This window comes from Paenibacillus sp. FSL L8-0340, assembly GCF_038593145.1.
In the GTDB taxonomy this organism is placed as follows: Bacteria; Bacillota; Bacilli; order Paenibacillales; family Paenibacillaceae; genus Paenibacillus_AQ.
In genome coordinates this window covers 3572644-3596621 of the sequence record NZ_CP151967.1, presented here as the reverse complement: position 1 = coordinate 3596621, position 23978 = coordinate 3572644, and the positions used below count along the sequence as shown (strand labels likewise).

Genomic DNA, 23978 nt, shown 5'->3' with positions numbered 1-23978 from the left:
AAGCCGGGTTGGTGAAAGGTTAAATTCCGTTTAAATTAAAATACCATTTACAGGAAACAGCGCCTATTTTTGCGATGAGAACTCTACAGTTTGCGTGTCCATAATCGGATTCCAATACCGCTCAATAGTTAAGGTTAGCGGTTGCGGGTATTCAGCGGCTTCCTTTCCAAAATTATAGAGGTATTGATCTACGGCCGTACTCTCCTTGTTCGAAGAACTTCTACTGATTTGGCCGTTCTCACCAGCCGTTTTGTGGGATTGACCATTGGCATCGGTAAAGGTATCGGACAGCCGCATACTAATGATACTGTTTAATGGGACTTTGTTAAACGTTTGCCGGAACAGGATTTTTCCAGCTTCCGCCCCCTCTTCAGACTTAATAATGGAAAGGTCTGTGCCCGGAGCTTCGATCATCTGCTTTTTGCTTAGATCGACTTTAATTTTCATTTGATCTTTATCCAGAGCGGCAATTCCGAAGGTCTTCAATGTGGCAGCGTCCGGCTGGCCGTCCTGGGTGTTCTTAAAGTAAAGCGTGGACTTGGAGCGGTCCGAATAGACCTCGGAATTATCTGCTGTAATTATCCCGGGGTAGTACGATTTCACCGTCTTTCCTGCGCTTTTAACAATCAGTACAGGCTCAATCAGGCTGAAGACTTGTTTATCATTATTCTTCTCAAATTCCAAATCCACATAGGTGTTCAGCGGAGTATAGAGCACCTGATTCACTTTAATGGTCTGACCATCAACAATCAGATTGCTTTCGGGATGTAGCGTTCGTGTCTGTTCCTTGAACATGTCCGGATCAAGCTCGAAAGGAATTGACAGGTTAGTCTGGAGTCCCTTGCCTGAAGTTTGGTACAGCATCACATTCCATGTCACTTCCTTAGGATAGTCAACCGTGGGTGACAGGTTATTCGTATAGATGAAATAGGAGGTTTGGCCCGCGTTGATTTGACTACTATGAGCAGTTATCTCTAAACTCGCTCCGATAGACGCTGCTTCAAAAGCTCCAAAATCCAATGAGAAATCAGCATGAGATACCGTTTGGTCCGTATTGTTGTGTACACTATACAGAATAAACAGCTTGCGTGTGTCCGCGACGGCGCCCATCACTTCGACCCGCAGGCCGTTTTTTTCCACGCTCTGGTAGACAGGCTTTATAAGATTCCGGTCTAGTATGCTTTGAAAAGACCTATCTCTCATTGAGGCTCTGCTAAACTTCGCGGAATCAGTCCATGATTTAGTGGTAGCCGTGTAGCTCGGCGGAGATTGTTCGGCAACTTCCGTTCCTGGAGCATCATTGATACTAAAAAGAAACAGTGCTGCTGCAGCGGCTGCGATTACTACACCCATTCCGTAGAAATAGCTGCGCCGCTTTTCGCGTTTTTTCCCCTGCATGATTCCTCCTCGCATTGCATTATAGAGTTTCATTTCCTCAAGGGATTCAGCCTTATGCTTTACTTCATCCACATTCTGGCGCAGAACGCGTTCTTCTTTGTCAATCATGTTCTTTCACCTCCCGTATCTCTACAGATATTCCCGCAGCTGCTTAAGTCCCTCGCGAAGCCAGGTTTTAACCGTACCCTCCGGTTTTTGCAGCACACTGGCAATTTGGGCAGTGGTCATGTCCTGGTAGTATTTTAGAATCACCACATGCCGGTATTTCGGCTTCAACCGGTCCATCGCCCGTTCCAGGTCAATCCGTTCATTGCTTTTCATTTCCTGCGCCGCTGCTTCTATCAGCGTCTCCGCCGGAAACACACGTTTTTTGCGCCGGAGTTCATCCATGCAGCAGTTGATGGTAATTCGTATCACCCAGGATGTAAAGGCTTGCTCGTCTTTGAGCTTTTTGCGCTTGATCCATGCCCGGCAAGACGCTTCCTGCACCACTTCCAGCGCGTCAGCTTCAGTTCTCAGGTAGCTGAACGCGATCGAGTACAGCTTGCGGTGCTCCACATACAGCCGTTGAAAAAAAGCTTCTTCATCCATCTGTGCAACATCCACCATTCTGACCTCTTTCATAGTATTTTCTACCATCGCCACTCCCCCTCTCTTTCTTTAGTGCTGGCATGTAGAAGAGGCCCTCTGAAAGAGTTCATGTAAGTAAGACGCCGTTCAACGGGAAAACGATTGATTTATTTTTATAAGGTGCAGCATACACGCAACAAACCGCGCTCATATGTTATACCGCAGATCAACCTTCCTTTAATGTTCTCAAAAGGGTATAATTAACTAATAATGAAGCAAGGAGCTGATTTATATGTTTGATGGCAATAGCTCTCCTCCGCCCCGTACAACAGACCATTTAGGCCATAAAGCCAACTTTGATGTAAACGAACAGAAGCTTCACTCTCGGGGCGTTCCCAGTCTGTGGGATGAAATATCCAGCTGGCTGATCATCGCCGGAATCATCGCTGTAATATATCTGCTGTTCAAAATATTTTAGCTCAATAAAATGACCGTATCCTGGCAAAATCGCCTGGGCACGGTCATTTTTCATTTATGCGTTGCATCGGGAGCAACTCCCTGAAACCCAAGCTTTACAAGTTTCTCAATATAGGCATCGTCAAGTGTTTCACCGGTTAATAATAATCTGTAGAAAATAGGCCCGTAAATGAGATCCGTACATATCCCGATATCGAGTTCTGCATGTAGCTCCCCCCGCTTGACGCCTTGCTCCAACAACTGTCTGGCCTCCAGCCTGCGCGGCTGAAAATACCGTGTGCGGTACGCCTCTGCCAGACCCTCATCGAGTTGTCCTTCACCGATAATCTCGGTAATCATTTTGCCTTCCCGGCTAATCAGGAAACGTGCCAGATTCGTGGCGTGGATAAGAATGTCCTTGTACACCGAACCTGTATCAGGCAACGGAAGCCTTTCTGTAGTCGCCGAAAGGAAGCCATCCATTACAACTGCTGCTTTATTGGGCCACCACTTATAGATCGTAGCTTTACTAACCCCGGCACGCTCTGCAATTTTCTCAACGGTTACTGCCGCAAAACCATGCTCAAGAAGCAGTTCATAAGACGATTTCAGGATCGAACTCTGAGTCTCCATGTTACGTGGACGCCCTCGTTTGGTATTCATACTATCAGTCCCTTCGCAAAATAACTTCACAATCCCACAATTATAAATACTATACGTTCATTATACTTAATTGCCAATAAAAAAGAAAATCAAAATCGTCTATTTACAAAACGATACGTTCAGTATATTATTTGATTATAAATTAATGAACTGAACGTTCAGTATATTATTTAAACCAAACTTTTAATGAACGAGGAGGATTACAATGCAAAATGAACAAGAAGTTAAGGATCAGCCTATTCCGGGATGGATTACCTTTCTGCTCGCGGCCTCATGTGGTATCATCGTTGCCAATCTTTATTACGCACAAACGTTAGTGGGTCCGATCAGTGCTGCAACAGGGCTGTCCTCAGCAGCAGCAGGATTAATAGTTACCATTACTCAAATCGGTTATGTTCTGGGTCTGCTGTTCATTGTACCGCTTAGTGATATTATCGAAAACCGGCGTCTTGCCGTGGTTTCGCTGATCGTCGTCATAATTGCTCTAGTGGCCGCGACTTTCGTCCATCATGCAGCCCTGTTCCTGACGGCTTCCTTTTTTATTGGATTAGGTTCTGTTGTCGCTCAAATTCTGGTCCCTTATGCTACTTATTTGGCTTCTGAAGAACAACGTGGACGTGTGGTGGGCAATGTGATGAGCGGACTTCTGCTCGGCATTATGTTCTCCCGTCCATTAGCCAGCTTTACTGCAAGCTTCTGGGGATGGCGGTCTGTATTTGCAATCTCCGCGGTTCTGATTGCTGTACTGTCGGTCTTGCTGTCGCGGATTCTTCCGAAACGTATGCCCTCGCGGGCAATGAACTATGGAGAGTTAACCCTGTCGCTGGTTACTTTATTCAAGCAAACGCCGGTATTGCGGCGCCGCGCCTTTTATCAAGCTTCTCTTTTTGGAGCCTTCAGCCTTTTCTGGACGGCAGTCCCTTTACATTTGGCAGATGAGTTCGGATTGTCCCAGCAAGGAATTGCATGGTTTGCTTTAGCCGGTGTGGGAGGAGCCGTAGCCGCTCCAATCGCCGGACGTCTGGCGGACAAAGGCTGGACCCGCCGTTTAACCGGACTGGCGATGGTTTTGGCTACACTCTCCTTTCTGTTGGCTTTTCTGCTTCAAGGCCATTCTAGAGCAGTCCTTCTCCTGCTTGTACTCGCCGCTATTGCCCTGGATATGGCTGTGTCGGGAAATCTCGTGCTTGGACAGCGTGCAATTTATTCACTCGGGAATGAGGCCAGAGGCCGGCTAAATGGTCTGTTCATGTCCATATTCTTTATGGGCGGGGCTATTGGATCCTCCTTGGGAGGCTGGTCCTATGCTCATGGCGGCTGGAGCTTCACCTCGCTGATCGGAACGGTCTTGCCGCTGCTGGCGTTGCTTTACTTTTTTACGGAGAAAAAAAGCGGAGTGAACAGCATTTAACCCTTTGGTGAGACGCGGATGATATTTAGTGCTTTTTTGAAACGGTTCATAGTGGTAAAAAAGGCGTCCCCTCTGCAGAAACTCGGCTGAAGGGGCGCCTTCATTTGCAAATAATCCCCCAATTTTCCGGGGAGTTACATTATAATAAGGCTATACAGGCTTGTTTACATAAATGAACATTATTGGAGTGTGGTAATGATGAAGCTGAAATTTAATTTATTTCCTGGCGGGATGTCCAAAGCACTCACCATGAGTTATGATGACGGGCAAAAACACGATATTCGTCTGGCCGGATTATTTGATCAATATGGGATCAGAGGAACCTTTCATCTCAACAGCGCAATGCTGAACGCTCCCGGATTTCTTACGAATGATGATGTACGGGCCATAGCCCGCAATCATGAAATATCGGCGCATTCTGTAACCCACCCGCATTTGGACCGACTGCCATTACCCATGGTGGTAGAGGAGCTATTGGAAGACCGCAGACGGCTGGAGCAGCTTGTAGACTATCCGATTCGGGGAATGTCTTATCCCTATGGTTCGTATTCGGCAGCTATCATCCCTCCGCTACAAACAGCAGGTATTGAATACAGCCGTACTGTTGTTTCCACCAGGCAGTTTGATGTCCCTCTTGATTTTATGGAATGGCATCCTACTTGTCATCACAAGGACGAGCTTGAGGGGATTTGGGAGCGCTTTACTACCGAAGGACCTTCGCAGAAGTTCAGGCTCTGCTATGTTTGGGGGCACAGCTTTGAGTTCGAGCGTCAGAACAACTGGGAACTGATCGAAGCCTTTTGCCGGAAAGCCGGCGGTCACTCCGATGTATGGTATGCAACAAATGTCGAAATCATGGATTATATTCAAGCTGTCCGTTCCTTGAAGTTTAGTGTCGACCGCAAGATCATCCGCAATCTTTCCTCCGTGGACATTTGGCTATCCATTAATGACAAGCCCGTTTGCATTAAAGGCGGCGGTACCTATATCTCAAAGTAATTCAGTGAACAAGCTGCCGGTTCTCCCGGCAGCTTGTTGCGGCTGCTTAACTTCAATCTACATGGGTTTTGCCTGCGGATAATCAGTCAGCCCCTTCATTACAAACTCCGCCATGTAATCCATAATCTGCGGAAAATACTGAATCCCGATTTCATCTTTATGGGTGTCTATAATAATAATTCCTGTGAAAAAAGCCATGATCAGCTCAACATCCAGGTCATTTCTTATCTTTCCTTCAGCTTGCCAGCGTCTGAACAGTTCTGCAAAACTGTCATATAAGAAATCAACCTGATCGACGCCGTTCTCTTCACGGTATTGCTGCTCAATCTTGACGAAAACGTCTTTGTTAAACCATTCTTTAAGGATCGGGTTTGAATTCATTCCATTAATGTTTAATTCTATTAATTTTTTGATCAGCGCCAGAGGTTCCTCGTTTAAGTCGATGGATTTCATAATGCTTTTTTTCAGCTTCACGTTTTCTTCCAGGAATATCTCCAGAAACAGCTTCTCTTTAGAAGAGAAGTAATTATAAAATGTGCCTACTGCAATCCCGGCCGCTTTTGTAATGTCGGAGACATTGGTTTGTTTAAAACCTTTCGTACTGAAGATTGCTTTACCATTGTTAAAAATCTCTGTTCTCTTATCCTCCACTCTATTGCCCTCCGATAGATAGATATATAGTTACTGTTATTTGCTATGAGCGTTTAGCCATTCTTTTTCCCATTCCATCGAAAATGCGACCAGCCATTTTTTTGACAAGCCCTAAGGAAACCGGGTAATAGTACCCCGATTCAAACCAGCCGTTTTCCTTGTAATACCGGTAATCCTTAGACTTATCGTCGAGCATTAGCTGAATGCTGGTACGGGACATACGGAATGTCATCAGCCTGAAAAAAGAAGGAACTGGTGGTGCTGGACGCATAAGGTTCTTGTAAAATCTCGCAGAAGCTTTATTGATTTCCCGGGTTATTTTATTCTGCGCAGCTTCACTTCGGGGCTCAAGCGTCGTCAGGACACAGCCTTTGGAGACCCGAAATCCGAAGTTCCCCCCCATACTGCTAAGATACTTGACGATAGCGTTGCCTCCAAAGATTCCCTGATTAACAATCGCCGTAAAGGTCTTCCCGAAAAAACGCGGTCTATGGAAAGTAAAAGCAAGCCGGTCCAGCAGGTTCTTTATTGGTGCGGATACATGAAATGCGTAATTGGGAGTGGCAAAAATAACTCCGTCTGATTGGATCATCTTTTCCATCAGAATGTCACGATCATCATGCAATGGGCAATATTCCTCCCCTTTATCAAAACATACCTTACAACCCCGGCAATATTCAAGCTGATAATCTTTCAGAAATACGATTTCGAACTCAATATTACCATAAGCTTTGAGATTACGCTCAAATTCACATACTGCCTTGTAAGTCGAATGCTTCTGATGATTTCCGATAAATGCAGTAACTTTTTTCATTGAAGCCCCTCCAGTATCTTCTGTGTTTAAGTCGAATTTCCTAGTGAATTAGCAAATGAATGAATTTATATTTATTCATTCATATCATAACATGAATATTCTACTCTGTCAGGATTGATATCCAGGTTTATACAAAAAGGCCTGCCCGAGATATTCCTTCATGGAATCATTCTCAGGCAGGAGCTTTTAGTTAATCTTATTGAATGGTCAACTTAAACCCATTTTGGATGAAGTATAACGCTGGATAAGCGATATTACTTGTCGTCAGGTTCTTAAACGTTGCAGAACCATTGCCGGTATAAGTGTAGATCGCCGCACCCAGATGAGGCCCCGCGAACCGCGAGCTGGTAATCCCGTCAAGTCCAGTACCGTTAATATTGATATTGTTAAACACAATATTCTCAAATCCGCTTCCGTAGCCGAACTGAACTGCATCCCGCTGAGTGTTGATGATATCAATATTGGTGAATGTTACGTTCTTGATCGGATCATTGGAAGCCTCCAGATCTATCGCTCCGCGTTCTCCATCGTACAAGTCTTTACTGGTTCCGCTGTTGATTATGGTTGTATCCGTGAATACAATGCCGGTGTTGTTCTGGAAATGATATCCCGGGAACACCGTGTTCATTCGGATTCCGGAACCTCCAACGGTGTCAATGATGTAGTTGTGATCCGCCTTATGCCCGCTTCCGCCAAAGAAGGCGATAGCCGCTGCACGCCAGTTATTCTCGATTGTATTGTAGGAGAAGACATTGTTTACACCGGCAGGTGCACCATTGGTATTGCTGGTCCACACCGCAAGACCGTCATCTCCGTTATTCCGCACGCTGCTGTTACGTACGGTGGAGTTGCTTGTTCCTTGGGCGAAGTTGATTCCGTCGGCGAGGTTGTTGCGGATGCGGCTGTTCTCGACCACCAGCCCGCTGGCATAGATTGCCGGAGTATGCCCATAGTCCCCTACCCACATGCCGCATTCAAAATGCTCTACCCAGACGTCATGGATGATGGAATTGGTTCCGAAATTGTCCATGAAACCCTTGTAAATCGCATTTTGCCCATATCTGGAACGCAGATTCGAATTAAGATACACATTGCTGAAATCAAGCTTGCCTGTTATTCGGAGCGAAATGCCTCCACCCGCCGCATTTGGATTGGTAAACTGGAGATTTGTATGCCAGTAACCCGCTCCAGTAATTGTTATGTTGCTGATCATTTTACTGATTGAGCCAATCTGCCACATGCTGCTGAGGTTGAAGGTTCCTGCCGGAATGTAAAGTGTTTTCCCGCCTGCAACTGCTGCAGTAACGGCAGAATTGAAAGCAGCAAGATCATCCTTATTGTCATTCGCCATTGCCCCGTAATCCGTTACAGAAACTGCACCTGCCGGACGTGAGACAGCCGCCGGAACGGGCTCAATTTCAATGAAATCCACACCATATTCTAGGCTGTCCCCGTTATTCTTCTGAATGCGTATCGTATCTCCCGGTTGCAGCGCTGTGTCCATTTTCCAATGCACTTCATCAAACCTGAACAGCGGGCGTCCTGCACTAGGAGCATCTCCCGGCATATCGCCCGAGAAATACTGCCAGCTGTAATAGGAGCTCAGTGGAATAGTCTTGGCCTTGACTCCATTTACATATACATCCAGCGAACCGTTAAGTCCCATACCATCTGCCGAATCTGGCATGGTGAATCTCATGGTTACACCCGCACCGCCTTCACCCGGTCTTACTGTCCACTGGGCATAAGAACCGTTCGAGGGCAGTGCCACATAACGCTGGCCGGAAGCCTCCGAAGCAATCAATGCCTGATTGAACGTAGGTGCACTCTTCAGGGCTGCAGCTCCACCTCGGGCAGCGTCATCGGTGTCGTACCGTGTGTAGGGTACACTTGCCCCACGAAGAGAATATACAACCAGATTTGTTGTATTTACATTGTTAGCCTGCTTTGCCGTCACTTCGTTGGCGTCTGCGGCAACGGTAGTAGTTACGGTATAGTTGCCATTAAGCGCTGCCCAAGTCCCCGGAATTGCAACATGAACAGATGCTCCGGCAGCAAGGGTACCACTGTAGGAGCCGTTAAAGGTTTGAATGGTTGAACCTGCAGAATTCTTAAGCACTACAGTGACTCCATGAGCACCATTTGCTGAACCCATGGTTCCCTGATTTTTCAGATTCACAGTAAAGTTGACAGCTTTATTGGCAACCGGGTTGCTTGGTGTCCACGATACTCTACCCACCAGATCTGAGCTAGTCACAGGAGCGACAACAAGCGATGCTGGGTTCGTATAGCTGTTGTTGGTGTCGTTCTGCTCAATAATAAGGTTGCTCTTATCAACTTTGGCGTTTAAGGCGTAGGATGCAGCGGCTTTTGTTCCGATATTCAGCGAAACGTTCGCCGACCCGCCTGCCGCTAATACGCCTACCGGGGAAGTTCCGGCAAGTTCACTGTTCAGGTAAAAATTCACCGTTGAGGCTGCGGAACTTGCATTGCCGTTGTTCTTAACCGTTGCATTTAACGTGATCGCACTGCCCTCAACAGGGGCGGCAGGTGTCCAAGATATGCCGCTAATCAGGAGATCCGGGTTCGGTGCAGGTGTGCCGAACACTTGAAATTCAGCAATCTGTCCGGCGGGTGCACCGGAATTTGCTGTGATGTTAAGCTGTATGCGTTTGACCGTTGCGTTCACCGGAATAGTGACCGTATTGCCGGAGGACGGATTAAACGTATACGATTGTGCGGATACCAGACTGCCGAAAGCCGTCGTGTCCTGGTTATGGCCGAGCACTTGAATGGTTTGTGTGCGCTTACCCCATCCAGTGGACGGATTAAGCTTGAGCACGACCGATGTAACGTTGTAATTTGCGCCGAGATCAAGCGTTAATGTACTTGGCTTGCCGCTGCCTTCCCAGTATGTGCTCGTATTATTATCGTTTGCATTAGCAGCCACGTACGATTGTGTGCTTGAGGATGCGCTGATTGGTTTGCCGGTGGCAATGTTGCTGCCCGGAGAAGTCGTTGGAGTTGCTGTTGGGTTGACTGTTGGTGTCGGTGTAACCGTTGGTGAAGCTGTTGGTGTAATTGTTGGTGTAATTGTTGCTGTAGGAGTCGGTGTTGGCGTAATACTGCCGGTACCATAAATTTCGAATTCAGAGAGTTGTGCAGCTGGCCAGCCGGTATTGGCTGTTACGTTCAGACGGACGTAACGTGTACTGACAGCGGTAAAATGAATGGTAACTGAATTGCCTGCCACCGCCGGATTAAATACGTACTCCTTGGAACCGACAATATCTGTAAACGTGGTGCCGTTCGTGCTGCCTTGGATGGCCAGCGTTTGCGTACGGGTTTCCCAGCCTGCAGGAACTTTGAGTACCATTTGATCCATGCTCGTACTTGCTCCAAGATCGACACTAATCCATTGGGGGAATGCACTGTTTGTGCTTTCCCAGTAGGTTTCCTGCTTGCTGTCTTTGATGAAGTCCGGGCTGTACGTTTGAGATTGTCCACTCGACGTTACGTGCTTTCCCAGCGTCAGGTTCGTTCCGCCAGCCGCAGATACGGGTGCGAAAGGCCCAACGGCCAGGAACCAGCTTGAGATCAGCAGAATGACTACAAGTGAGCCTGCAAGATACTTGCTGCGCATGATACTCCTCCTCCAAAATGTGTAGGTGCCTGATCGTAGCTGTAGCCGATGCTCCTCCTTTCTATGCAATACACCTTCATTATAGAGATTACGCAGAATAACTTATGAGAGGTATTTCTACGGAAAAGATGGCCGATACCATGAATAATCCAGTGCCGATCGTTATCATTGAAGATGAATTATTAAAGCGGGACGCACACCGTAACAAGCTAAGTTGACACGTCCATAACTGCGAATACTGCTGCGAGGGCCAATAAAAAACGCGCGCGAAGAATTGCCAAGCTGAGTTCTCAGCCACCACCAGGAGCAGCCCAATTCTTCACCCTCCTCGGTGATATAGTCATTTTTCACTTTTTTATTATACACGTACAAGTGGCATCCATCGTTCTTTTTTATTCTGGCAAATTCTGTTGCTATTGCCCGCCGTTTCGCACTTAAAGAGACTTCATCAAGTTTATAGGTCAGTTCTTTCACCTCCAGAACACTGGGCAAAAAAACCTTGTCCTCCGTGTCTGCACTACCCTCTCCATTGTCAGCGCAATGTGTAGTCTTGATGAATCTCTTCTCGGAGTCATTGAACGCGGCATTATAAAACTCATCGTTCAGCCACCTTCGCAAATCAGAGTCACGCCATGTAATATCGGCATACTCCCCATGATATCGCCTGCAATCCAAAATGTACTCGCTCAAAATGAATAGCTCACTACCCGAATTTTGCAGCACCCGCCACTTAATCGGTGTTCTGTCCCCGCCGCCAACAGTCTGCGGATAAGTGCCGAAAGTAAAGATTTCGCCGGGCTTTGCGCTCAAGTGCAGCGTGAAAGCAAAATTTTCTTCTTCCATTTTAGATTTCCTCCTTTCGTTTCTAATGTAATCGTACAACATTTATGCAAGTGCTAAGCTAAAGCTGGTATACCCTTGATTAGTCGTAATATCAATTTAAAGAAGTTTAGCGCTGTACTTTAATGTTTTCCTCTAAGTTTTGTCTGCAGTTAAGACGTTTGCAGAGAGCGTAAGTGCAAAGATCAGAAAGCATAATTAAGCGAAAAAAACAGCGTCAGGCTCTCACTGTGGAGTAAGAGCCTGACGCTGCCGAGTCTGAACGGCAGCAATTACGGCATTTACGAAGGATACCCGTAAGTAAATAGGTAGCTGCCCGATCCCATTTCTATTTGCACACCAGTTTCTGCAGGCAATGTGCTGTAGATGCCTTCAGCCTGCTCCACCGGAATGCGGCTCTCAAGCAATCCCTGCAGCATTGCTCCCGGAAGTATAACTACCGCACTTGTATTTGCGGGGACCGTAATCTGAACTTCCATGCCGCCATCCTCCAGCCGCCGCCATGACGAAGCCAATGTGCCATACATGGTTTCTAGACTGGCTCTAGCGAAATCCATGCCTTGGCCCGGTCTCGGACGGATGTGAACCTTCTTAAATCCCGGCTCAGCTTCGTCCGGCCCCATTCCGGCAACATAACGGTACAGCCATTCTCCGATTGCTCCGTATGCATAGTGATTAAAGGAGTTCATGTCTGCACTCCAGAAGCTGCCATCCTCCCGGATCCCGTCCCAATGCTCCCAGATCGTAGTTGCCCCTTTAGTCACTTGATAGAGCCAGGATGGATAATCCTTCTGAAAGAGCAGCTTGTAAGCAAGGTCGTTATGCCCGTTGTCACTAAGCACAGGATTCAAATAAGGTGTGCCGACAAAGCCTGTCGTCAGATGATCTCCGGCTTCGGAGAGCAGCTCTGCCAGTTTCAGGATCGCCTGCTCCTTCGCTACCCCATCTATAAGATCAAAGCGCAGCGCCAACACCTGAGCCGTTTGGGTGGGGACGGATAACTGCCCGTCTGGATTCACATATTCTTCATGGAAGGCTTCAAGTATTCTACGATGTAATTCGCGGTATTCATCTGCATCCTTTGTATTTCCCAGTGCGGCAGCTGCTTTAATTGTCAGTGAAACCGAATAGGCATAAAATGCGGTAGCTACGTAATTGGGATCTGTGGCTCCAACATAGCTGTCCGGCTTTGAATCCAGCGCCAGCCAGTCCCCGAAATGAAATCCGGTATTCCACAAATAAGGATTGTCTCCCTGGGCGCGAATATATCCCACCCAGCTTTTCATACTCTCATACTGTTCTGCTAGAAGCCGCTTGTCGCCGTACATTTCATAGATTGTCCAGGGACAGACTGCAGCTGCATCACCCCAAGCTGCCGACGAGTTGCTTGTCTCTCCCCAGCCGTCAGAGAAAGCTTCTGTCAGGTTGGGAACATAAAACGGAATACCTCCTTCAGGGGTCTGATCCGCCTTCAAATCCCGCAGCCATTTGGTGAAGAACGGCGCAGTGTTCATCAGATACGAAGCTGTACGGACAAACATCTGCGCATCACCGGTCCAGCCGAGCCGTTCATCCCGCTGCGGGCAGTCGGTTGGCACATCCAGAAAGTTCCCCTTCTGCCCCCAAAGAATATTGTGATGCAGCTGGTTCACCAATGGATCCGAACACTGGAAGTCCCCGGTACGCTCCATGTCTGAATGCACCACCACACCTGTGAAATCCTCAAGCTGAACGGTTTCCGGGAAGCCTGTAAGCTTCACATAACGAAACCCCTGGAAGGTGAAATGAGGCTCATAGCTCTCTATTTCACCACCCTTCAGCGTATAGCGGATGAGCTGCGTCGCACTACGGATGTTTTCCCGGTAGAAGTTGCCGTCCCGGTCCAATATTTCAGCATGCTGAAGTTCAACAGTCTCCCCGGCCTTCCCCTGTACCGAAAATTTAAGCCAACCGACCATGTTCTGCCCCATGTCCAGAACTTTATCACCTTGGGGAGTTGTCAGCAGTGCAATAGGCTGCAGATTCTCATTCCGGGTTACAGGAACATTTTCCTGTGCCACAATAATATCTTTGGTATGCCCGATGACAGCAACGGGATGCCATCCTGCTTCCGATGTACTCATAAGATTACGCTCAAGCCGCGCATCGTAAGTCTCACCCATATAGATATCCGACATGCGGATCGCGCTTTCTGCCGCCTCCCAGCCTTGCCCGGTATGGATGCGCTGCGTACTGCCATCCGTATATTTTATATGAAGTTCCAGTAAAAGCGCTGTTGTTGATCCATAGATTTTTTCCTCCTTTTTCCATCCCAAATGTCCCTTGTACCAGCCATTCCCCAGCAGCGCGCCTAGCACATTTGTCCCCCCGGACAGGAGATTGGTTACGTCATACGTTTGATACTGTAAGCGTTTGCCGTAACTCGTCCAACCGGGAGTGAAATAGTGATCTCCGACACGCCGGCCGTTCAACTGCAGCTCGTACAGACCCAGTGCGGTAACATAAATTCTTGCGCTTGCAACCATCCCTTTAAGCTCAACGAATGTACGAAGCTGCGGGCAAACCTCGGAATCTTCAGTGAAATACTCGGTTGGAGCACTGATCCACTCTCCCTCCCATGGCTCACCCATCAACCCGGTTTCAAAAAATGCAGTCTCCGACCAGCCGGAGCACACACCGCCTTGATCCCATGCCCTAATTTGGTAATAGTAACGTGTGCGCGCTTCCGGCTTCACCTGTTCCATCTCGACATGAATGGACTGCGATGACTCCACTCTGCCGGAATCCCAGCGCATTTCACGGTAGCCGTTATCCATAGCAACCTGAATCTGGTAAGCAGCCTGTTTGCAATCTCTGCGATCCGTTACCAGCTGCCAGCTGATTCGCGCTGCAGCGAGATCGATGCCGAGCGGGTTTTGTTTGTACTCACAGCGAAGTTTTTCTATTGCGAACATATCGGTGTGATCCTCCCTCTATAGCTATAATTTAATCATTGCTCTATAATTATAGCTTCGGCACCGCTTTCATTACCCGGCAATACGGTCAATATATCCCTGAAATCATGTCATTTTTTATGGGAGGAGATTACATGCAACGATCGGCACAATTGTTCAAAAGCGAGAGTTTTCTGCAGAATAATCTGCACTTGCTGGTCAACCGCTACGCGGAAAACTTCTTCGCTCCTTATCACTCCCACGACTTTATTGAATATTGCTACGTCGCTGAAGGGCGGGGTTTTCATCACATGGATCAAGCTGTTATTCCGGTCCGCAAAGGCATGCTGTTCGTGATTCCTGTGGGCGTGTCCCACGTATTCCGGCCGGCCACATCTCATCCAGAACAAGACCGTTTGATAGTCTATAACTGTCTTTTTGATGATTATATGGTGGACCGTTTGTCCGTCCTGCTGCAAGAAGAATCACCAATTATAGAACATCTGCAGTCACTCGGCAGCAGCGGATCAGCTTATTTTTCCGTCTCGGATTGGGACGGCTCGATAGAGATACTAATGCTGAATCTACACCGCGAAATGTCTGTGCCTGGCATCGGCTCCGTAACTATGCTGCAAACACTGCTAAGCCAGCTGATAGTCACTGTATACAGGCAACTATATGCGGATCAAGACAGGTCCACAATCGAGGCTTCCGATTTCGCCCAGGTCATTCTATTTATGGAGCAGAAGCTTTCCGAGGGAATCACTCTTGCCCATCTGGCCCAAATATCCCGCTGGAGCAGCCGGCATCTCCAACGTATGTTCCTCAAGCATACCGGCCAGTCCTTTGGCTCCTATCTGCAGCATCTGCGGATTCAAAAAAGCTGCGAACGGCTGCGCACCTCTGATCTCAAAATCAGCATGATTGCCGAGTCGGTAGGATACCGGGATATCGACACTTTTAACTCCGTATTCAAAAAAATTGTCGGTGAGCCGCCAATGGCGTATCGAAAGCGGCATCGAACGTAACCTTTGTTCTGCCAAGTGGAAACGGCTTCGCCGTCCTCAAATAAATTATGTTTTAAAAAAACCGCCCAAAAGGGCGGCTTCAACATTCTTTTATTCTAAGGCGTAGCTTCAAACCGCTTCCCCGCCAAAACCTGCTGCTGTATGCCCTAAGGAATCATGGGTGCTCTGAGCACGAAAGGACCGAGTTGCACTTATTTGGAGCTTTTAGCCTGTTACAGTAGGACAACGGACTCCAGCGCAGTTATTTCTTTCAGCTGGCCGTTTTTAGATCTAATGCAGAGCAGATAAGGCCGCCTGGGTCCGCAAAAGAGAATAAACAGGGGCTTTACTCTCCATAACGTCTCCTGAGTCCTCTACGAGAACGAACCCGCCGTGGGCTTTTAGGGACCCTACTTTCAATACTAAATCCCTGCTTCCCCAGAGCTCTTCCAGTTTGAAGACATCCTCTAGTCACTCGGGCTTTCTGCTGAAACATTGTACCGCCGCATCACCGGATGCGTATTCAGAGGCAATGGCTCTGCAAATTTGACATCCTTAAAGATCTGATCGCTTTGCGACTGCCACCGGGTTCTCTCTTCTGATAGTGGTATGGTAGCGTCTGTAATGATCTTGTCCTCCGCATCACGCTGAGTAATCTTTAATGTATGCCCAGTCCGGTTAATCTCCAGCATGGTATTGGACTCAACCTCTATTCTCGCGATCTCAAAAGGCAAAATATCAATAATTACAGTCAGCCCAATTCCATTAAAGCTGTATTGATAGGTTTGTCCGGAAGCTTCCGCGGAATAGGTCGCATTAATACTGCCGTCACCTACTTTGACCTGATAGTGCAAATCTTTGATCTCTTCAGGGATTCTGGGTGCAAGCGTAAGCGTACGGCGGATCATATCCGGCTGGATGCCAAGAAAATATTGGTACCAGACCCGCAGCTGCTCCGCATTGGACCAGGCCTGCAAATAAGCTCCAGTTAGCTTCGCCCAGTCCTCACCCTCCTGAGGGTAAGCATCCAGATTCTCACTCAGTCCTCCGACCACACCGAGATTCAGCGCTTGCCAGTTCATATTTCGGAACAGCTTGTATGCCGTTTCTGGCTGGCCTGCTTCAATCATCCGCTGCATGGCGATGCCGTTTAACCATGTCCATACCGCGCCGTTGTGATAAGCTTCATCTTTGTGATAAAGCTCCGTTAGGTGAAAGGGATGGAACAACGGATGCTGACGGTCGAGTGAGGCAACTCCCCAAGGATAAGCTAGTTTCTCCCATGCGGTGCGGATAACTTTGCTCTTAAATTCACTGTCTTCGAGCATATCCAGAGCAAACAGCTGGTTCGGACGCAAGGAGAATTCCGCTTCGCCCTCCGCAGTCAAACGGTCTGCCAGATAAGGATGTGCCTGATCACGGAAATCCAGCTCGAAATTGCCCTTTAAATTCTCAGCAATCGCATCCCATTTGGCTGCATTTTCTTGATCGTTCATAACCTCCGCAAAATATACGCCCGCCCGAAGCTGATTGTACCAAAGCGCTTGTATATCATTGGCCCGGGTATCCCTTGGCGAATAAGAATTCAGCTCCGCATCACGGGCATCCATCCACGTTTCATTGTCTTTATGTGTAAGATATCCTTTGTCATCCACCCAGTTGCGAATCGACCCTTCTATACTGTTCTGCACCGCCGGGTATAGCTGTGTGATGATTGCAGTGTCACCGGAGTATTTCACATAATCCTGCAGCTGGATAATAAAACGTGGTGTACCATCAGTGGTATGGTAATCAATGTTCTGGGGAGCGAGAATATTCGGCACTCTGCCGAAAGTTCTGGACGACTCCTCCGTATCCTGAAATTCTGCAAAAGATAACAGGATGTGCTTGGCTGTCTCAAATTGTCCGTTTACGAGCGCTGCACCCGGAAGAGCAATAAATTGATCGCGCCCCCAGTACTCATTGAACCAGGGCAGACCAGCATAGATCCCCTCTCCCTGCTGCCTTGTCACCAATTGATCCATCGTGAGATTCAGCCAGTTCAGCGCAAGGGTGAGTGACTCCGGGCTGGAATCTACATATACATTATGGTTCAAAAAGTCTTCCATCCGCTTCACACGATCCGCTTTCCAGCGGGCAGCATGTTTCTGGGCATCCTGAATCAAGGCAGTTGCCTCAGCGGCTGATTTGCCAACCGCAATGTAAAAGCCGTCTGAGTTGCCAGAGCTGGTTATAATCCCGTTGTCTATAGACAGCGGCTGGATATTTTTGGAGCTTACAGCAATAATCCAGTCTCCCTCCATGGAGGCAAACAGAGCAATCTGATGATTAAGGCTTATAAATTCAACATCTTCACCGTTTAAAACAATACCGGCAGCCTGCCCGGAGCCGCCTTCCAGACTTACTTCTATTACATTTTTATAATCAAACATCCAGAGCTCTTCGGTCCGTTCCCCGTGTTTGCGAAGCATCTTATAGGGATACACCCAGACATCCGACTTTCGATTATCTAGCTTTTGCTTATCTATAAATAGAGAATATCCGCCGAAAATTCTGTTCTTGGCCACATTGAATCCTTCAAAATGGGCATGCTCCGGATGATTCGTCAGGTGCGATTGAGTGAAGTAAAAGGCCGCTTCCTTATTGGTAAAAGAAATGCCGCGATTGGCGTCTTGTGGAACAAACATTGTCATCGATTCTAGAATAGCTGGTTTGCCCTCTGCATTCATTAACTTTAACCTCCACAATTATTACGTTTTACTTTATTGAGCCAGCAACCGGAAGGAGTAAGGTTCCATGCTGATTTCATCTGACAGGCGAACGGATTCTCCGGCAAAAATGTCCTGAAGCACCTGATCCTTCAGATCAACGGGAAGGTTGAGGCTTGCCGCGACCGGTGAATTATGAATCAGCACATACAGAGTGCTGCCTTGTGATTCTTTTGAATAAATCAAGCTTCCGGTCTCATCATCAATGGACAGCCAGGAGATATCAGTTTCCTTGAACACGTTGTATTGCTTTCTTAATTCAATCAACCGGCGAATGGTCTGATAGAGATCCTGGTTTTGCTTCGCAGTATCCCACGGCATACATTGCCGGTTGTGGTGTTCATCCCCGCCCAGACCCACTTCGCCACCATAATAAATGCTTGGGGAACCACCGTACGTAAGCTGGAAGACATAGGCTAGCTTCACCAGTTCTGCATTGTCCCCGCAGATGTGGAGAACTCGTGCGGTATCATGGCTGTCCAGCAGGTTGAACATATTTTGCATCACAGGTTTGGGATAGCTGACGAGCAGCCCGTTAATCGCATATACAAAATCTGCTGCTGTAAACCGTTCCTGATTCTGAAGATGGACCCCGAAGAAACGGGTAACTGCTGCCGTGAACTCATAGTTCATAACCGAATCGAACTGGTCGCCCTGTAGCCAAGGGTTGGAGTAAAACCAGTTTTCACCGAGAATATAGATCTCTTTGTTAATGCCTTTGATTTTTTTGCGGAATTCCCGCCAGAAATCATGGGGCACTTCATTGGCAACATCCAGCCGCCAGCCGTCTATATTATATCGCTCAGTCCAATACACAGCTACACTCAGCAGGTACTCTCTTGCTTCTGCATTTTCTGTATTCCATTTTGGCATATTTTCGGCAAATCCAAAAGTCCGGTAGTTCAGATGTGCTCCCAAATCATCGTCATCCGCCGTAGCCGCCATAGAATTTGATACCACAGGTTTGCCCGGGTCCATGATATAAAAGTAATCAAAGTAAGGCGAGTCTTGTCCATTCTTCAATACATCCTGCCAGAAGGGATGCTCCTGCCCGCAGTGGTTGAACACGGCATCCAGCATCACTTTAATGCCCCGTTTGTGCGCCTCCTCCACCAGCCGTCCAAAGCTCTCATTGTCGCCAAACTGGGGGTCGATCCGGAAATAATCCTTGGTGTCGTATTTATGCGAGCTAGGTGACTCAAAGATAGGCGTAAAGTAAATCCCATCACAACCAAGACCCCGGATATAATCCAGCTTCTCTGTCACGCCCTGCAGATCCCCGCCAAATTTCTTCTCAGGGCCGTCCAGTTCATCGCTGCCCCAAGCGAGCAGATTGTCCTGTTCCCCGGCAGCTCCCCGGTTGAACCGGTCCGGGAAAATCTGATACCACACGGTATCCCTTACCCAAGCGGGTGCCCTATAAAGATCATCTTCGAGAATATAGGGATAGTTGAAATAATTCGTATGGTCGGCAGGCGGCGCCGAGTCTTCCTGCAGCGGGATGAAGCTATGGGATCCGGCAAAACACAGCTCCTGCCCGTCATCCAATATAAAGCCATAGCGGATTCTGCTCCATTTGAACCCCGGCACCTCTGCAAACCAGCAATCATGCAGACGGGTAACATATTCCTTCTTCATCTCCACAGGCTGTATGGTTTTTACTGCAAACTCCCACACATGTGACCCTTTGCTTACAGGCTTCCAGTTGTACGGGTCAATAGGAAGAAGCTTAACGGCTTGAATATCATCTCTTTTGGTCTTAATACGGATATGAAGGGTCTCCTGATTAACCGCATAGGAAAATGCCCCCTTCGGTTCGTGGATAAATGCTGCCAGTTCCATAATAATCGCTCCTTATAAATAAAATTAAAGGTCAACTTATACGTTTAAGTTAATTCATTATAAGATTCTAATGAGCAGGCTGTCAATTGATGTGCGGAATCCAGCCGATACAGAATAAAAGCAGCAATAATCGCCAGGGCAACGCCGGCAGCTCCAAACCATGTAACGGAGGACAAAGCAACTTGATTGATGGCTACACCGCCCAGCCCCGCTCCGGCAGCCATCGCGAGCTGCATCATGGACTGATTCAGACCTAGCATAACCCCAGAGGCTTCAGGCTCAATCGTTGTTAAATAATATTGCTGTGTCGGTCCTGACGACCAGGCAGCAAATGACCATAATACCAATACAGCCAATACTCCGGCCAAAGAGTCCTTAACTACAGCTAACAAGAGCAGCATTACGATATGAAGCGCCATTCCGCTGAATAAGGTACGGTGTACTCCCCAGCGGTCTGTACTGTAGCCGCCTACCTTTGAGCCAATCATACTGGCGATCCCAAAAGCCAGCAAAGCCCCGCTGATGTAGCCGCTGCTTATACCCGATACTTTGAGCAGGAACGGCGACAGATACGTATAAGCGATAGAATAACCGCCAAGCCAGAAGAAAGAAATGGACAATCCGAGTGCTACTTTTGGCTTTTTCAACAGTGCTAATTGGTTACGCAACGGTACAGGTGAATCTCCTTTAATATTCGGTATGGTGAACGAGAGAATGATCATTGCCGAGATGCCCAGCAGAGCAATTCCGCCAAACACAAACTTCCAGCCCAGGAGTTCCGCGGTCATCCGCCCCAGAGGGACTCCGATAATAAGCGATGCCGTAAATCCCATGACGACCGTTGCGATCGAGCTGGCCTGTTTGCCTTCAGGAGCGATTTTGGCAGCAATATTTAATGCCGTAACCACGACTACTCCGGCTCCAAGCGCCATCAGGATGCGTGCAGCCACGAATAGTCCATACCCAGGCAGCACGAAAGCAAGAATGTTGGATACAACAAATACACCGAGTGCAGAGACGATTAATTTGCGGCGGTCCATGCTTGCCGTCAAAGCCATTAGAACAGGTGTGCAGAGCGCATATACCAGTGAGAAAATCGTAATCAGTTGACCTGCAGACGCTATCGATACACCAAACGAAAGTGAAACCTTATCTAAAATCCCGGATAAAATATATTCCGAGGTTCCAACCAAAAAACTGATTATGGCGAGTGTGTATATCTTCCAGTTCGTAGACATATGTAATGTTCAGCTCCTAAGTTGTAATTGTATATAAAGATATATCGCGAATTGTAGATATGAATAATCATAAAAATTCTACATATTACGAAATATCGAATTGTTCACTTAAAACAAAACCGAATTCTTAGATCAAGAACTCAGTTTGTGCCTTACATTTCTTGCTTCATGTATTCAGCCATATTGAGAATCGCTTCTTCATCCCTTTGGTAATACGTAAATTTGCCAATACGTTTGGTTGTAATAAGCCCTGCTCTCTGCAGTATCGAAAGATACTGGGAGGCCGTTGATTGAGTCATATTCAGCTTATCGGTAATTTGACTGACACATACCCCGGTTTCCGTCATATCAATCCCTTCATGGGGTGTAAAATGAATATTAGGTTCCTTGAGCCATTGTAAGATCTGAATCCGCGATTCATTGGACAATGCTTTAAATACATCAATAGGTTTCATGAAATTTATTATATCGATATTTTGCGATATGTCAATTCTCAGTTTTCGAAATCCGGGAGAGCGGTATCCGCATTTCAAAGATTCCATCATGGATGAAGTGGGCAGCGTCTTGCTGAACATATACGACAATCCGTCCATCCAGCAGATACCAGCCTGTACTTGTGGTTTCGATTCCCGGAAACTGAAGTGGTGCGAAAGGGCCTGCTTCCCCGGAAGCAATCTTCAGGTTAATATACTGATTAATCTGTGTCTGGTAATTCGGATTATTCCCGGCAACCTGCTGTAGTGACAGCTCCTCTCCTGTTGCGAGATCGAAAGTCCAGCTGTACCGGATGCTTTTGTCCTGCTTGGATTCGCCCATATATTGATAAGTATCCGCGTACAGACTGAGCAGGCCCTTTTCATTGTAAGCGATCGTCCATTCCACTTGGAGCCCGTAGGGTAAGATATGCGCGTAGTCTATAATTTTGTCCTTGTTGGGATATGCTGCCCAAGCTTGTGCAAGCTCTTGTTCGGCCTGTGTTTTCCAGCCTTCTGCCTTGTTCTGGAGGAAGTGATTGATCTTATCAATACCCTCTTTGTGCGCAGAACCGGAAAGAACGGGATAACGGATAGAAAATGAATAAGGCTCTGTAGTTACCGCCAGCTCACCGGAAGCGGAAATCGTCAGCTCATTTTCCGGACGTGAATCGAGGAGATAGCTGTTTTTGCCCTTCAGCACAATATCATAACCTGACATTGTAGCCAGCTGGCGGAGCGGCACATACGTGGAACCCTCTCTGACAAACGGTGTTTTGGCTGAAGAAGTTAGGCCGTTGACACTATAAGAACTATTGTAAAGAGTAAGTTTGATCACGCGCCGCGGTTTGCTGAGCGTTAGATCACCTGTCCCGGCCTGATCTTCCACCGTATATCCCATGGCCCGGGCAATCGGCATCAGCTGGACCAACAGGGTTCCATCCGCACTGTACGCCAGTGCTTTCAGCTGTTTACCCTCAATGTTGAACGTTGTGAGAACCGGTGCATAAGGTGAGACGGTAGCGGCAACCTGAGGTTTGATTGCAGAACCTGAATTTGCCTTAGCTGCTTCCACGCCACTCATTCGGGAAACTGCTCCGACATCGGCAGATACCCGGGCAGGTGTGGCAAGACACATACTCAATAACACGCATACAGCGGTAAGTCTGAAAGTGCGGACTTGCTGCTGTGAATTCTGAATAGGCAGTGACATGGTAAACCCTCCGTTTCCATTACTTACCTATAGACGAAAAATTGCTTGTTTTGTTTCGGTAACTGACCGGAAAGAGGATTTCAATTGTTGAAATCTTCCTCTGTCAGATCCATATTTACGTTTATGCCCATTCGGCTGCCGTCGGCTGCGGCAAAAATCAATTGGGAAGGCGCGAAATACGAAGCATCACCTGCGGCATATACACCGGAGACAGAAGCTTGTCCCTTGTCATCTGTCCGAATCCCTCCAAGCTCCGTTATTTCACAGCCTAATTGCTCTCCTAACGTTGAGCTTTGCACAAGTTTCGGAGCTACAAAGCCGCCAGTTCTGGCCACAATAGTTCCATCTGCAAAACGAATGTGCTCAAGCCGGCCGTTCTGGCCGTGGAAAGCCGCAACCGGTTGTTCAATCACGACGATTCCTTTAGATTCAAGCTGCATTTTTTGCTCCTCGGTCAAGGACGCCTGGCCATGTGTACACACAAGCAAATCCTTGCTCCAATTGAGGAGCAGTTTAGCCATATGGAATACGGTCGGATATTCAGAGACAATGGCCAATGGTTGATCCCTCAGCTCCCATCCGTCACAATAAGGGCAGTTAAACAGGCTTTTACCGTATAAAGGACTTAAGCCTTCGATCTCCGGAAAGATCTCCTTTAGACCCGTAGCCAGGATCAGCCTCCGGGCTTGAACACGGACTCCTCCCAAATCCTCTATCTCAAATCCACCTTGCGCTTGAGAGACCGAGACCACTTCGAACGGCAAATGGTCTACAGACGGATAACGCTGCAGTTCCTCATGCGCCACGCGCCTGAACTCAGCCGGTGTTACTCCATCCCTTGTAATAAAACCGTGAGACGCATGTGTAACAGCATTTCTAGGCCGGTTGTTGTCGATCAGAGCCACACTTCTTCTTGCTCTACCAAGCACTAGGGCTGCATTCAGCCCGCCAGGTCCCCCACCAATAATCGCGCAATCGTAAATCATAAATCTCATCCTCCTTAATGGTTATTAAAGACTTATTATATCTATAATATCTTTATATTTGCGACTGTCAAGT

Annotated in this window: 18 protein-coding genes; 3 read left to right on the top strand and 15 right to left on the bottom strand. The window is 47.6% G+C overall.

The window, feature by feature from the left end:
• Positions 1 to 63: 63 nt before the first annotated feature.
• The 4 genes from NST07_RS16200 to NST07_RS16185 form a co-directional block, all read right to left on the bottom strand.
• Positions 64 to 1506, bottom strand: coding sequence for a hypothetical protein (locus NST07_RS16200; RefSeq protein ID WP_342481873.1), 1443 nt, complete (start codon positions 1504 to 1506; stop codon positions 64 to 66).
• A 21-nt stretch (positions 1507 to 1527) separates the two neighbouring features.
• Complete coding sequence (locus NST07_RS16195; RefSeq protein ID WP_341378562.1) at positions 1528 to 2037, bottom strand: sigma-70 family RNA polymerase sigma factor; 510 nt, start codon at positions 2035 to 2037, stop codon at positions 1528 to 1530.
• Between the two features lie 268 nt (positions 2038 to 2305).
• Positions 2306 to 2500, bottom strand: a complete 195-nt coding sequence (locus NST07_RS16190) for a hypothetical protein (protein WP_342481872.1) — start codon at positions 2498 to 2500, stop codon at positions 2306 to 2308.
• Complete coding sequence (locus NST07_RS16185; protein ID WP_341093069.1) at positions 2497 to 3087, bottom strand: TetR/AcrR family transcriptional regulator; 591 nt, start codon at positions 3085 to 3087, stop codon at positions 2497 to 2499. The genes NST07_RS16190 and NST07_RS16185 overlap by 4 nt, the downstream gene beginning before the upstream one ends.
• Positions 3088 to 3292: 205 nt before the next feature.
• Here NST07_RS16185 and NST07_RS16180 point away from each other — a divergent pair, with 205 nt between their 5' ends.
• Positions 3293 to 4498 carry an MFS transporter gene (locus tag NST07_RS16180; protein WP_342481871.1) on the top strand — a complete coding sequence of 402 codons (1206 nt, stop codon included), beginning with the start codon at positions 3293 to 3295 and terminating at the stop codon, positions 4496 to 4498.
• Between the two features lie 195 nt (positions 4499 to 4693).
• Complete coding sequence (locus NST07_RS16175) at positions 4694 to 5497, top strand: polysaccharide deacetylase family protein (RefSeq protein WP_341093066.1); 804 nt, start codon at positions 4694 to 4696, stop codon at positions 5495 to 5497.
• A 57-nt stretch (positions 5498 to 5554) separates the two neighbouring features.
• Here NST07_RS16175 and NST07_RS16170 read toward each other — a convergent pair whose 3' ends face one another.
• The 5 genes from NST07_RS16170 to NST07_RS16150 all read right to left on the bottom strand — a co-directional run bounded on the left by NST07_RS16170 (position 5555) and on the right by NST07_RS16150 (position 14399).
• Complete coding sequence (locus NST07_RS16170; protein WP_342481870.1) at positions 5555 to 6148, bottom strand: TetR/AcrR family transcriptional regulator; 594 nt, start codon at positions 6146 to 6148, stop codon at positions 5555 to 5557.
• A 43-nt stretch (positions 6149 to 6191) separates the two neighbouring features.
• Entirely contained in the window at positions 6192 to 6962 is a 771-nt protein-coding gene (locus NST07_RS16165; protein WP_342481869.1) for an NAD(P)H-dependent oxidoreductase, read from the bottom strand.
• A gap of 196 nt (positions 6963 to 7158) precedes the next feature.
• The gene (locus NST07_RS16160; protein ID WP_342481868.1) at positions 7159 to 10605 is read right to left on the bottom strand and encodes a discoidin domain-containing protein; all 3447 of its coding nucleotides are present in this window, start codon (positions 10603 to 10605) and stop codon (positions 7159 to 7161) included.
• Between the two features lie 165 nt (positions 10606 to 10770).
• Positions 10771 to 11448 carry a DUF6273 domain-containing protein gene (locus NST07_RS16155; RefSeq protein ID WP_341093062.1) on the bottom strand — a complete coding sequence of 226 codons (678 nt, stop codon included), beginning with the start codon at positions 11446 to 11448 and terminating at the stop codon, positions 10771 to 10773.
• A gap of 278 nt (positions 11449 to 11726) precedes the next feature.
• Positions 11727 to 14399 (bottom strand): family 78 glycoside hydrolase catalytic domain, encoded by a 2673-nt coding sequence (locus NST07_RS16150; RefSeq protein ID WP_341093061.1) that lies wholly within the window; start codon positions 14397 to 14399, stop codon positions 11727 to 11729.
• Positions 14400 to 14533: 134 nt separating this feature from the next.
• Here NST07_RS16150 and NST07_RS16145 point away from each other — a divergent pair, with 134 nt between their 5' ends.
• Positions 14534 to 15406, top strand: a complete 873-nt coding sequence (locus NST07_RS16145) for an AraC family transcriptional regulator (protein WP_341093059.1) — start codon at positions 14534 to 14536, stop codon at positions 15404 to 15406.
• Positions 15407 to 15852: 446 nt separating this feature from the next.
• Here NST07_RS16145 and NST07_RS16140 read toward each other — a convergent pair whose 3' ends face one another.
• From NST07_RS16140 to NST07_RS16115, 6 genes are all read right to left on the bottom strand, one after another.
• Positions 15853 to 18114, bottom strand: coding sequence for an amylo-alpha-1,6-glucosidase (locus NST07_RS16140; protein ID WP_342481867.1), 2262 nt, complete (start codon positions 18112 to 18114; stop codon positions 15853 to 15855).
• A 33-nt stretch (positions 18115 to 18147) separates the two neighbouring features.
• Positions 18148 to 19995, bottom strand: a complete 1848-nt coding sequence (locus NST07_RS16135; protein WP_342481866.1) for a glycoside hydrolase family 13 protein — start codon at positions 19993 to 19995, stop codon at positions 18148 to 18150.
• Between the two features lie 44 nt (positions 19996 to 20039).
• Complete coding sequence (locus NST07_RS16130; protein WP_342481865.1) at positions 20040 to 21233, bottom strand: MFS transporter; 1194 nt, start codon at positions 21231 to 21233, stop codon at positions 20040 to 20042.
• A gap of 152 nt (positions 21234 to 21385) precedes the next feature.
• Positions 21386 to 21688 (bottom strand): metalloregulator ArsR/SmtB family transcription factor, encoded by a 303-nt coding sequence (locus NST07_RS16125; protein WP_341093054.1) that lies wholly within the window; start codon positions 21686 to 21688, stop codon positions 21386 to 21388.
• Between the two features lie 31 nt (positions 21689 to 21719).
• Positions 21720 to 22919 carry a DUF4163 domain-containing protein gene (locus tag NST07_RS16120; RefSeq protein WP_342481864.1) on the bottom strand — a complete coding sequence of 400 codons (1200 nt, stop codon included), beginning with the start codon at positions 22917 to 22919 and terminating at the stop codon, positions 21720 to 21722.
• Between the two features lie 80 nt (positions 22920 to 22999).
• The gene (locus NST07_RS16115; RefSeq protein ID WP_342481863.1) at positions 23000 to 23905 is read right to left on the bottom strand and encodes an NAD(P)/FAD-dependent oxidoreductase; all 906 of its coding nucleotides are present in this window, start codon (positions 23903 to 23905) and stop codon (positions 23000 to 23002) included.
• Between the last annotated feature and the right edge of the window lie 73 nt (positions 23906 to 23978).